Consider the following 12302-nt stretch of genomic DNA (forward strand, 5'->3'; position numbering starts at 1 on the left):
GCTAAAGCAATTCCCAGCAAAAGTGCGCAGCGGTTTTGCGTCCGGGATTGCGTAAAAACAAAAGAGAGCATTTCCGTGACTTGAGAGAAAGCGGAAATGCTCGGGGAACGCCGAGCCGGCGCTCCCCGACAAAACCGCCGCTATCCGGATATCGAGATACTCCGTGATGCCGTGCACCGGCCTTCCGGCGGCCAGGCTTCCGACGCCTGATGATCAGGGTTGATGCGCATAAAAACCGCATCAGCCTCGATTGCACAGAAATCCTCAGAGACCTTGCCACCATAATCCGCTTGGGAAACTTCGCGTTGGCCGCCGCCGCGCAACGGCGATCCTTGAAACAGCGCTTTGAAATGACGCCTGACGCGCACCCAGGACGCTTTGCTCGGCATCATTGTGTATTTAAGAAATACTTATTGTGTACGCAGAGTACACAATTGTTGACTCGCCGCGGGAGGCGTGCCATCTTCACGGCGTAGAGCAACCAGCGGCCGGAGAGCGACGATGGCGAAGACACCGAAGAGCAATCTCTACGAAGATCTGAAACGGCAGATTCTGACGATGGAGCTGGATCCGGATGCCGATCTGGACGAGGCCAGTTTGAGCGAAAAATACGGCCTCTCCCGGACGCCGGTCCGCGACATATTCCGTCGCCTTGCCGGTGAGGGCTATATCGACATCCGCGAGAACAGGGGCGCGCGGGTCATCCCGATGAACCACTCCACCCTGCGAAATTTCTTTCTTGTTGCGCCGATGATCTACGCGGCGATCGGCCGTCTCGCCGTGCAGAACTTCAAGCCTACTCAGCTTTCAGACCTGAAGCAGACCCAGGAGCGGTTCCGCTCCGCCAGCGAGAACATGGACGCTCTGGCGATGGTCCTCGAGAACAATCGCTTTCACGAAATCTTCGGCGAAATGTCGGGCAACGTCTATCTGCAGCCGAGTCTCGGCCGGCTGCTCATCGACCACGCGCGCATCGGCCACACCTTCTTCCGGCCGAGGAACGAGGACATGAAGCGGCGGCTTCAAGTGGCCGTCGGCCATCATGACAGCTTCATCGATGCGCTCGGCGCTCACGACGAAAATGCCGTCGTCGACCTCGTCTTCGAACACTGGGAATTGTCCCGCGAGAACATGGAAATGTTCATCGCCCCGCAAGGCCTCAAGGCGGACGCCTTCCTCGGCGGCCCCGCCACGCAATTACTGGAGAAATCGTCGTGAAGTTTGAGGGGATCTATACGCCGGCGGTGACGCCGCTCGACCAAAATGGTCAGATCGACAGGGCTGGATTTGCCGCCGTGCTCGAATCGCTGATCGAGGCGGGCGTCCACGGCATCATCGTCGGCGGCTCGACGGGCGAGTACTACGCCCAGAGCAGCCAGGAGCGTTTCGAGCTCGCCGCCTATGCGAGGGACGTCATCGGCACGCGGCTGCCGCTCATTATCGGAACCGGCGCCACGCGGACCGAAGATTCGGTCGAATACGCAAAGGCGGCCAAGGAAATCGGCGCGGACGCGATCCTGGTGTCCTCACCGCCATACGCGCTGCCGACCGAACGCGAGAATGCGGTCCACGCCCTGACCGTCGACCGCGCGGCGAACCTGCCGATCATGCTCTACAACTATCCGGCCCGCATGGGCGTGATGATGGGCGAGGAGTATTTCTCCCGCCTCGGCAAGTCCAGGAACGTGATCGCCATCAAGGAAAGCTCCGGCGACATGGGCAATCTGCACCTGCTTGCCCGGAAATTTCCGCATATTGCGCTGTCCTGCGGCTGGGACGACCAGGCGCTGGAATTCTTCGCCTGGGGCGCGAAGAGCTGGGTCTGCGCCGGCTCCAATTTCCTCCCGCGCGAACATGTCGCCCTCTATGAGGCCTGCGTGCTCGAAAAGAATTTCGACAAGGGCCGCGCGATCATGATGGCGATGCTGCCGCTCATGGATTTCCTGGAATGCGGGAAGTTCGTTCAATCGATCAAGCACGGATGCGAATTGATCGGGCTGAATGTCGGATCGGTCCGCGCGCCGCTGCGTCCGCTCAACTCCGAAGAAAAGCGAACCCTTCAGACCGTCGTCGCCACGTTGAAGCGCACGGTCGCCCAGATCACCTCGGGAGCAAATCATGCATGAACCCTTGACCGCCTCCGAATACAAGGCGATCGCGGCCGGCCTTCAGTTTCCAGCGAATGCCTTCATCGACGGCGCATTTCGTCCGGCCAATTCCGGGCAGACATTCACCTCGACGAATCCCGTGACGGGCGAGGTTCTCGCCGAGATCGCCGCATGCGACGCCACCGATGTCGACGCCGCCGTCGCCAAGGCAAAGCAAGCCTTCGACGACGGCCGCTGGCGGCTGCGTTCGCCAGGTGAACGCAAGGCGGTGCTCCTCAAGCTCGCCAGGCTGCTCGAGGATAATCGTCACGAGCTCGCCGTCATGGAGAGCCTCGATAGCGGCAAGCCGGTCGGCGAATGCCAGACGGTTGATGTTCCCGATACCATTCACACGATCCGTTGGCACGCCGAACTGATCGACAAGCTTTATGACAACACCGCGCCTGTCGGCGCCAACGCACTGACGATGATCGTGCGTGAGCCGGTCGGCGTCGTCGGATGCGTGCTTCCGTGGAATTTTCCGCTTTTGATGCTGGCCTGGAAGATCGGCCCGGCGCTTGCTGCCGGCTGCTCGGTGATCGTCAAGCCTGCGGAGCAGACGACGCTCACCACGCTGCGCGTCGCCGAGTTTGCCCATGAAGCGGGCATTCCAGCCGGCGTGTTCAATGTCGTGACCGGCGGCGGCAAAGAGGTCGGCGAACCGATCGGCATGCACATGGATGTCGATATGGTGGCCTTCACCGGATCGACGCCCACCGGCCGCCGCTTCCTGCGCTATGCAGCGGACTCGAACCTCAAGCGCGTCGTGCTCGAATGCGGCGGCAAGAACCCCGCCGTCGTTCTCGACGATGCCGAAGACCTGGACCTCGTTGCCGAGCAGGTTGTCAACGGCGCCTTCTGGAATATGGGCGAGAACTGCTCGGCCACGTCGCGTCTGATCGTTCATTCCAAGGTCAAGGACGAACTGCTGAAGCGCATCGGCGCCTATATGCGCGAATGGAAGACGGGCGATCCGCTCGATCCCGCAAACCGCATCGGCGCGCTTGTCAGCAAGGCCCATTTCGAGAAGGTGAAATCCTTCCTCGACGACGCCAGGAAGGAGAAGCTGACGGTCACCCACGGTGGTGAAACGCATGGCGGCATCTTCATCGAACCGACAGTGGTCGAGGGTGTGACGCCTGCCAGCCGTCTTTTCCAGGAAGAGATCTTCGGGCCGGTGCTTTCGGTGACCACCTTCAATTCGCTTGCCGAAGCAATCGCTCTTGCCAATGACACGAATTACGGTCTGACAGCGTCCGTCTATACCGGCAGCCTGAGGAACGCCATCAAGCTTGCGCGCGAGATCCGCGCCGGCGTCGTCACCGTCAACTGCTTCGGAGAAGGCGACGCCAGCACGCCGTTCGGCGGCTACAAGGAGTCCGGCTTCGGCGGCCGCGACAAGTCGGTCTTTGCCCATGACAACTACTGCGAACTCAAGACCATCTGGATCGATGTCTCGGAACGCTCTGTCGACGAGACCATCCGATGACCCGCCATGTGATCAAGCGCTTGCCGATCGACACCGGCGTTTCGGGATGGGAGGCGATCAGCGAACGCGCCTTTCCCGCAACAGCGCTTGAGCACGACATGACCGCGGACTGGCTAATCGTCGGCGGGGGGTTTGCCGGCTTGTCGGCGGCGCGCCGCCTTTCGCAACTGCGCCCTGAGGACAAGATCGTTGTCCTCGAGGCTCGCGAAGTCGCCAAGGGACCGGCCGGGAGGAATTCCGGCTTCATGATCGACGTGCCGCACAATCTGTCCTCAGGCGAATATTCGGTGGCCGACGAAGAGGCGACCAAGGACGAGATCAGGCAGAACCGTCTGGCGATTTCCTTCGCAGCCGATGTCGCGGCGGAATACGGCTTGTCCAGGGAAACCTTCGATCCGTCGGGCAAGGTGAATGCGGCCGCCTCCGAGCGGGGGCTCGGGCTTAACGACAACTACAGGAAGTCGCTCGAAAAGATTGGCGAGGAGCATCGCGTTCTCGATGCCGATCAGATGCGGGAGATGACCGGCTCGCGCTATTATCGCGGAGGGCTCTATACGCCAGGCGCCGTGATGATCCAGCCGGCCGACTATATCCGCGGCCTGGCGCGCGGACTTAGCTCAAAGGTCGCCATCCACGAGCACTCGCCGGTGCTGGAGCTTTCGCGCGAGGGCAGGTCCTGGAAGGCGAAATCCGGCCGCGGATCTGTTTCCGCGCCGAAGGTCATTCTGGGCGTGAACGGCCATATTCAAAGCTTCGGCCATTTTCGCGGACGGCTGATGCACATCTTCACCTACGCGTCGATGACATCAGCCTTTTCCCAGAATGAGTTCGGCGGCGATGTCACCGGCGCAGATCGCTGGGCGCTGCTGCCGGCAGACCCGATGGGAGCGACGGTGCGAAAGATCACCACCGATGGTCGTTCGAGAATCGTCATCAGGACGAGGTTCACCTACGACCCGAGCCTCCAGGTGTCGGAGAAGCGGGTCGCCGGCGTGGCGGCCGAGCAGCGCCGGTCATTCGACGCGCGCTTTCCCGGACTGGAAAGCCTGGCGATGGAATATAGCTGGGCGGGTGCTCTCTGCCTCAGCAGAAACCATGTGCCGGCATTCGGCGAGGTCGAAGAGGGGCTTTTTTCCGCCTGCTGCGAGAATGGCCTCGGCACTGTCAAGAGCACGCTCGCAGGGATGATGGCGGCCGATCTGGCTGCCGGCGCGGGTAGCCCCGAACTCGACCGATACAGGAACCAGCCGGAACCGAGCAAATTACCTCCCGAGCCCTTTGCGTGGCTGGGGGTCAATTCGGTTATCCGCTTTCAGGAATTGCGTGCAGGCCGCGAGGGATGATCTCTCGCCGCGCAATATGAAGACTGCCCGCTCGCAGACTTCAATGACAATGGGAACGAAAAACAGGAGTAAGAACAATGAAGACTTTGTGGAAGGCGCTCTGCGCTGCTGCGATGATCGGGGTCAGCATCCTTCCTGCTCGCGCGGAAGAAAAGACGATCACCATGGGCACGATGTCGTGGGAGGACCTGACGCCCATCACCGGTATCACCAAGAAGGTTCTCGAAGACGCCGGCTATACGGTCAAGGTCACCGAGTTCTCCGAATGGGGCATCGCCTATGCCGCTCTCGCCAAGGGTGACATCCAGGTCCTCACCTCGCAGACGGACTATGTTGCGCAAGACTACTGGGACAAGAACAAGAACCGGCTCGAGAAGATCTCACCCGTTTCGCACGGCCTCTATCAGGGCGTCGCGGTTCCTAAATATGTCCCGATCGACTCGCTGGAACAGCTCAACGAAAACGCCGACAAGTTCAGCGGCAAGATCATCGGTATCGAACCGGGCGCCGGCCTGATGCGCGATACTTCGAACGCGGTCAAGGACTACGGTCTCAAGCTCCAGCTCGTCGAGGGCAGCACCGCCGCGATGACGGCGGCGCTGAAGTCCGCCTATGACCGCAAGGAGTGGATTGCGGTGACGATCTGGGAGCCGTCCTGGATGGTCCAGAAGTATGAGGTCAAGTACCTCAAGGATCCGAAGGGCGTATTCCCGCCGCCGCAGAGCTATTACTGGATCGGCCATAAGGGCTTCTCCGCAGAGAACCCGCATGCGCGTGAAGTGATGGCCAGTGTCTACGTGCCGATTGCCGACATCACCGCCATCAACGGCGCAGTCAATGAAGGCAAGACCATGGACCAGGCCGTGCAGGATTGGATCGGCGCGCATGCCGACCTGATCAAGCGCTGGGAAAACATCAAGAAGAACTAAACGCGTCGTGGCCGTCCGATCCGTCGGGCGGCCACCCTGAAACCTAATGAAGAAGCCAGCGCTGAATGGCTCGATGGGGATCGCTATGAAAACCGTAAATGCCGATATCAATGACGTCCTGATCGACTGCCAATCCCTTTGGAAAGTCTTCGGTGACAAGTCCGCTGCGGCAATGAAGTCGATCAAGGAGCGCGGCCTCGGCAAAAAAGAGGTCCTGAAGGAGTTCAACTGCGTCGTCGGCGTGTCCGACGCGAGCATTGAGGTCCGGCGCGGCGAAATCTTCTGCATCATGGGCTTGTCGGGAAGCGGAAAATCGACGCTCATCCGCCTTCTCAACAAGCTGATCACGCCGAGCTCGGGCAAGGTCCTCGTCAAGGGACGCGACCTCGCCGCCCTGTCGCCGGTCGATCTCCGGCAGATGCGCGCCAGGAACATCGGCATGGTGTTTCAAAGCGTCGCTCTGTTGCCGCATCGGACGGTCCTCGAAAATGCGGCCTTCGGCCTCGAGGTTCAGGGAATTGCCAAGCCGGAGCGAAACAAGACCGCCGTTGCAGCGCTCGAGAAGGTCGGCCTCGCCGACTGGGTGAGCCGATATCCGAACGAGCTGTCCGGCGGTATGCAGCAACGCGTCGGGCTGGCCCGCGCGCTTGCTTCCGACCCCGAGATCATCCTGATGGATGAGCCGTTCAGCGCTCTTGATCCACTCATTCGACGTCAACTTCAGGACGAATTCCGGCAGCTGACGAAAGCCTTGGGCAAGTCCGCGGTCTTCATTACCCATGATCTCGACGAGGCGATCCGGATCGGCGATCGCATTGCGATCATGAAGGACGGCGTCATCATCCAGACCGGCACGGCCGAGGAAATCATCCTCAACCCGGCGGATGCCTATGTCGCCGAATTCGTCGCCGGCATATCCCGCCTTCATCTGATCAAGGCGCATTCCGTCATGCGCAGCGTCGCAGAATTCCAGCAGAGCGCGCCGCATTCCGACATCGCGTCGCTGGCGCGCACGACGCCGGACGCTGATATCGACGAACTCATCACATTGACGATGCAGTCGGAGCGCGATGCCATCGCGGTCGTCGACAATGATCAGATCGTCGGCGTGGTGACGCCACGCAGCCTGCTGATGGGCGTCAAGGGAACCTCCACCCACGATCTCACGCCGGCGTCCCACAACTGGAGCTGATTGACATGGATAGTTCAGGCTTCACCGATCTTTTTGACGAATGGACGGACGCCGCGCTCGAGTGGGTGAGCGACAATGGCGAATTCCTTTTCGATTCTATCAGACAGCTTCTCGAAGGGCTCTATGACGGGATCCTCTGGCTCCTGCAGCTTCCGCCTTTCTACCTGGTCGCGCTGATCGTGGCGCTCATCGGCTGGCGGTTGGTCAATGTCTGGTTCGCTCTGCTGAGCGGCGCAGCACTGGCGCTTTGTTTTTCCATGGGCCTCTGGCCAGAGACGATGAGCACGCTGGCGCTGGTATTGACCGCAACCGCACTCGCCCTGGCGATCGGGATCCCAATCGGTATTGCCGCCGGATTTTTCCCCGCCCTCGATCGATTCATGGAGCCCGGCCTGGATCTTATCCAGACGCTTCCGCCATACATCTATCTGCTGCCGGCGATCGCCCTGCTCGGCTACGGACCGGCGACGGCACTGATCGCGACGGTGATCGTCGCCGTGCCGCCGGCGATCCGCCTGACGTCTCTCGGTATCCGGATGACGCCCAAGGAGTTCATCGAACTTGGAGAGGCGCTCGGGATGACGCCGGCGAAGATGTTTTTCAAGATCCGCCTTCCCTTTGCGCTGCCGAGCATCATGGCAGGCATAAACCAGAGCCTGATGATGGCCTTCGGCATGGTCGTCATCGCCGGCATCGTTGGCTCCGGCGGGCTTGGCGAAACGATCTATGGCGCGATCAGAACGCTCGACATCGCGACCTCTATCAACGGAGCGATCGCCATCGTGGTACTGACCATGGTGCTTGACCGGATAACCCAGAGCGCGGCTCGCTGGGGAACGGGGAGGAAGTCATGAACCCATCCATCCTGCAGTTTTCGCCCGGCGCTTTCCTGGCGCCGTCAGTCGATTGGCTCAACACCAACCTGCATCCGCTGTTTGCGGCGATCAGCTATCTGATCGAAGCGGTTCTTTCCGGATTCGAGGCGCTCCTCCTGTTCGTGCCGCCCTATGGGCTTATCGCGATCGTCGTCGTCCTGGCATTCGTCGCCGTCGGTCTGCGCGCCGCGATCCTCGCGGGGCTTTGCCTGGGGTTCTGTCTCCTCATGGGACTGTGGACGGCATCGATGCAGACCCTCTCCCTGGTCACTGTCGCGGTTCTGATCTCCGTGCTTATCGCCTTCCCGGTCGGCGTCCTGTGCTCGCGCCACAAGACATTGGAGGCAATGGTTCGCCCGGTTCTCGACGTGATGCAGACCGTGCCGCCGTGGGTCTATCTCATTCCTGCGGTGATGATCTTCAGCCTTGGACGCGTGCCGGCAATCATCGCCACCATCGTTTATGGCATTCCGCCGATGCTCCGCCTGACCACGCTGGCGTTCAACCAGATACCGAGAGAATTTGTGGAACTCGGCAGCGCCATCGGCGCGCCTCCCAGCTCGGTGCTTTGGAAGATCGAGATCCCCTTGGCCAGGCAGACGCTCCTGGTTGGGCTCAACCAATGCATCCTTCTGTCCCTGGCGATGGTCGTATTGGCCGGGCTCGTCGGCGCCGGCGGTCTCGGCGCCGAGGTGACGCGCGGTCTGACGCGCATGGAGATGGGGCTTGGCCTGCGGGCGGGCCTGGCGATCGTTGCTGTCGCCCTTCTGCTCGACCGGCTTTCCCGCGGCCTGCTCGACCGTGACAGGCCACGGAAGGCAGGATGAGCAAGGACATGAAAAGATGAGAAACAGCTTCTTCTGTATCGATGCGCATACCTGCGGCAATCCCGTCCGCCTCGTCGCCGGTGGCGGTCCGCTGCTTCCGCATGCGCCGATCGGTGAGCGTCGGGAGATTTTTGTCCGGGACCATGACTGGGTGCGCCAGGCGCTGATGTTCGAGCCAAGGGGGCACGACATCATGTCAGGCGCGATCATTTATCCGGCCTATCGGGAAGATTGCGATTTCGCCGTGCTTTTCATCGAGGTGAGCGGCTGCCTGCCGATGTGCGGCGCCGGCACCATCGGCACCGTGACCGCCGCGATCGAGGAGGGGATCGTCAAGCCGCGGGAGCCCGGCCGGGTTGCCATCGAGACGCCTGCAGGAAGGGTCGACGTCACTTATGAGGAGAAGGGCGGATATGTCGAATCCGTTCGTCTCCACAACGTTGCGAGCTATCTTCATGAGGCTGATGTCGACGTCGACGTGCCGGGAATGGGCCGTCTGCGCGTCGACATCTCCTATGGCGGCAACTATTATGCGGTCATCGAACCGCAAGACAATTGGAGCGGGCTCGACGGCATGACCGCATCCGACATCGTCGGTTGCAGCCAGAAGCTCAGGTCAGCACTTGCCGATATCTGCGATCCCATTCATCCCGACGACGCCAGGATCCGCGGCGTGCATCACGCCATCTGGTGTGATCGCCCCGTCAACGACACTTCGGATGGACGTTGCGCGGTCTTCTATGGCGACAAGGCCATCGATCGCTCGCCGGGCGGCACCGGCACTTCCGCCCGCATGGCCCAGCTCTATGGGAAGGGACGGCTTACCGTCGGGTCGAGATACCGGCATGAAAGCCTGATCGGAACCGTCTTCGAGGGCCGGGTCGAAGCCGAGGCACGCATTGGGCCCTATAGCGGTATTCTTCCAAGCATCGGAGGCTGGGCACGCGTCATCGGGCACAACACCATTTTCGTTGACGATCGGGATCCGCTAGCGCATGGCTTTCAGATCCGATGAGCGCGTTTTCGTCTGAAAAGACGGGCGGTGCGGTAAGAGCGGCGAGGAGATGACTATGCGACCCGAGCAGCATCGACAGGCAGACGACGCCGCGAAGTCGGCTGGCCGGCTCAAGGTCGGCTTCGTTCTTGCGCGATCCTTCACGCTGTCCGCTTTCGCGCTCTTCGTGGACACGCTACGGCTTGCCAGCGACGAGCAGGATCGTTCCGGAAGGGTCCTTGCCGACTGGCAGGTGATCGGCAGCACGCGGCACCTGATCACCGCGAGCTGCGGTGTCCAGGTCGCTCCGACGTCCGATTTCGTCGATCCGTCGAAGTTCGATTACATCGTGGTCGTCGGCGGCCTTCTGACGGTGGAAAACCCTGTCGACCAGGAGACCATCGCTTTTCTCAAGCAGGCGGACGCCAAGAAGGTGCCGCTGATCGGCGTGTGCACGGGGTCGTTCATTCTTGCTGCGGCAGGCCTGATGAAACGGCACGAATGCTGTGTGAGCTGGCTGCACTACAAGGAGTTTCGGGAGCGGTTTCCCGACCTCAGCGTTCGTTCCGATCGGCTCTTCAATCTCGATCGCCAGCGCGGATCCTGCGCAGGCGGCAGCAGTTCGGCCGACATGGCGGCGTTGCTGGTCAGGAAATGCATCAGCCGCGACGCCGAACGAAACGCGCTGGAGGTCCTTCAGATCGAAAAGGCCCGAACTTCAGCGGATATACAGCCCCGGCGTCCGCTCTACGACGACTATGACGACGCCCGCGTCAAGGCGGCAATGATTACGATGGAACAGTTCGTCGACGGCAGCATCTCAATTCAGAAGCTTGCCGCGACGGTTGGGCTGTCACGGCGCCAACTGGAGAGGATCTTCATCGACAAGACGGGAATGTCTCCCGCCAAGGCCTATAATCGTGTTCGCATGGAGCGGGCAAAATCGATCCTTGCCCAGTCGAAGGCGCCAATGATCGAGATCGCGCTGGATGTCGGCTTTGAAAACGCCTCGCAGTTCACCAGAACCTTCAAGCGCACATTCGGGCAAACGCCGTCGCAGCATCGCGCAGCCGCTTCGAGAGCGCACTAGAACAGGATGATTTTAGGCGGGGTCGGCCTAAAAGCTGAATCCTGTTCTACATTAAATAGTTAGAGCATGATGTCGTCCGAAAACCGCTCACACTTTTCGGCATCATGCTCTAGGCCTATTCAGATCTCTTCCCACGGAAATGTGTCCAGCCGCTCCGCTCCCCTTGCCGTGATCAGAGCCTGAGTTTCCAGCTTGATGCTCTCGGATCCGGCTTCGGCAATCAGGCTTTCGACGTTAAGCACCATGCCCTCCTCGATGATGCCGCTGAAATCGGGGTCGAAATCCGGATGCAGAAGGATCCCCGGCCATTCGTCCGCCATTCCGGTTCCGTGCAGAGCAAGCGTGTATCGATAAGGCTGGTATTTCTCCGGAATCCGCCACGACAGCGCGTTGAACTCCGCAAAGGTCATGCCGGGTTTCAGGATTGCGAGATTGTGCACGATCTGATCCCTGGCAGCGGCGTAGAGTTCCTTCTGCCTGGCGTTCATCGCGACGTGTCCCGCTGTCCACGATCGCGAGAGATCGGCGCAATAGCCGTATGGTCCGATCATATCGGTGTCGAAGGATATCATCTCCCCGCGTTTGACCACGTAGTCCGAACATTCCTGATACCAGGGGTTTGTTCTCGGGCCCGCGGTCAAGAGCTTGGTCTCGAGCCACTCGCCGCCACTGCGCGCGTTTTCGAAGTGAAGCTCGGCCCAGATCTCTCTTTCGGTGCGGCCGGGCTCGGACACCTCGTACATCCGCGCCATGCCCGCTTCGCAGACACGGATCGTCCATCTCATCAGCTCGATTTCCTCAGTGCTCTTGATGGATCGCGCCCGCTCGGCCAGTTCCTGACCGTCCAGGAGCGTGAAGCCGCGTTCCCGCAATTCGAACGCCCCGGCGGGTTCGAGCCTGTCCACGGCCACGCGCTTGTTGCCGCCATTGCGGCTCACGAGGTCCGCGACCTCGTCCGTCCAGGCTTTCAGGCGGGGTTCTATAAGGTTGCCTGATGTGAAGAATATCCAGGATTTCGCCGGCCGGATCTCGTCGATGCCGGGAAGCCCGACATTGACGTGTTCGGCGCCTTCGAATTCGAAAAGTATCGCCGGACCATCGGCCAGGATCAGAGCGTAGCGCGAGGCGTTGTGCATCGTCCAGATGCTCATATTCGATGAATCGAAGGCATATCGGATGTTGACGGGATCGTAGAGAAGCAGGGCGCCGCAATCCCATTCGCGCATCTTCGTGCGCAGGCGTCCCAGACGATAGCGGCGAGCCCGATCGAGTGTCGTGGCCGGCAAAGGACTGATAAGAGGCCGATCCGCTCCCTCAGGATTGAGATATGCCTGCTTTCGCTCATCCTTGAAGACTGCCGGGCCGGCCAACTCGGCGGAATCGCTTTCCTCTCGCAACATTTCAGTGAGCCCCTGT

General features: G+C 60.8%; 11 protein-coding genes. 10 read left to right on the forward strand and 1 reads right to left on the reverse strand.

What is annotated here, in order from left to right; genetic code table 11:
* Nucleotides 1-501: 501 nt before the first annotated feature.
* The 10 genes from AC244Q_RS26090 to AC244Q_RS26135 all read left to right on the forward strand — a co-directional run bounded on the left by AC244Q_RS26090 (nucleotide 502) and on the right by AC244Q_RS26135 (nucleotide 10886).
* Nucleotides 502-1218 carry a GntR family transcriptional regulator gene (locus AC244Q_RS26090; RefSeq protein WP_017995991.1) on the forward strand — a complete coding sequence of 239 codons (717 nt, stop codon included), beginning with the start codon at nucleotides 502-504 and terminating at the stop codon, nucleotides 1216-1218.
* Complete coding sequence (locus AC244Q_RS26095) at nucleotides 1215-2126, forward strand: dihydrodipicolinate synthase family protein (protein WP_128406460.1); 912 nt, start codon at nucleotides 1215-1217, stop codon at nucleotides 2124-2126. Before AC244Q_RS26090 ends, AC244Q_RS26095 begins: the two co-directional genes overlap by 4 nt.
* Entirely contained in the window at nucleotides 2119-3636 is a 1518-nt protein-coding gene (locus AC244Q_RS26100) for an aldehyde dehydrogenase (protein ID WP_128406459.1), read from the forward strand. Before AC244Q_RS26095 ends, AC244Q_RS26100 begins: the two co-directional genes overlap by 8 nt.
* Complete coding sequence (locus AC244Q_RS26105) at nucleotides 3633-4979, forward strand: NAD(P)/FAD-dependent oxidoreductase (protein ID WP_113547298.1); 1347 nt, start codon at nucleotides 3633-3635, stop codon at nucleotides 4977-4979. Before AC244Q_RS26100 ends, AC244Q_RS26105 begins: the two co-directional genes overlap by 4 nt.
* A gap of 77 nt (nucleotides 4980-5056) precedes the next feature.
* Nucleotides 5057-5908 carry a glycine betaine ABC transporter substrate-binding protein gene (locus tag AC244Q_RS26110; RefSeq protein ID WP_003562208.1) on the forward strand — a complete coding sequence of 284 codons (852 nt, stop codon included), beginning with the start codon at nucleotides 5057-5059 and terminating at the stop codon, nucleotides 5906-5908.
* An 85-nt stretch (nucleotides 5909-5993) separates the two neighbouring features.
* Entirely contained in the window at nucleotides 5994-7100 is a 1107-nt protein-coding gene (locus tag AC244Q_RS26115; RefSeq protein ID WP_409565900.1) for a quaternary amine ABC transporter ATP-binding protein, read from the forward strand.
* A 5-nt stretch (nucleotides 7101-7105) separates the two neighbouring features.
* Nucleotides 7106-7954 carry an ABC transporter permease gene (locus AC244Q_RS26120; protein ID WP_128406457.1) on the forward strand — a complete coding sequence of 283 codons (849 nt, stop codon included), beginning with the start codon at nucleotides 7106-7108 and terminating at the stop codon, nucleotides 7952-7954.
* Nucleotides 7951-8802: an ABC transporter permease gene (locus tag AC244Q_RS26125; protein ID WP_128406456.1), complete on the forward strand. Its 852-nt coding sequence runs from the start codon at nucleotides 7951-7953 to the stop codon at nucleotides 8800-8802. Before AC244Q_RS26120 ends, AC244Q_RS26125 begins: the two co-directional genes overlap by 4 nt.
* Nucleotides 8803-8818: 16 nt before the next feature.
* The gene (locus tag AC244Q_RS26130; RefSeq protein WP_128406455.1) at nucleotides 8819-9817 is read left to right on the forward strand and encodes a 4-hydroxyproline epimerase; all 999 of its coding nucleotides are present in this window, start codon (nucleotides 8819-8821) and stop codon (nucleotides 9815-9817) included.
* A gap of 55 nt (nucleotides 9818-9872) precedes the next feature.
* Nucleotides 9873-10886, forward strand: a complete 1014-nt coding sequence (locus AC244Q_RS26135) for a GlxA family transcriptional regulator (RefSeq protein ID WP_113547304.1) — start codon at nucleotides 9873-9875, stop codon at nucleotides 10884-10886.
* A gap of 119 nt (nucleotides 10887-11005) precedes the next feature.
* Here AC244Q_RS26135 and AC244Q_RS26140 read toward each other — a convergent pair whose 3' ends face one another.
* Nucleotides 11006-12286 carry a M24 family metallopeptidase gene (locus AC244Q_RS26140; protein ID WP_128406454.1) on the reverse strand — a complete coding sequence of 427 codons (1281 nt, stop codon included), beginning with the start codon at nucleotides 12284-12286 and terminating at the stop codon, nucleotides 11006-11008.
* Between the last annotated feature and the right edge of the window lie 16 nt (nucleotides 12287-12302).

The organism is Rhizobium sp. CB2179 (assembly GCF_057653455.1).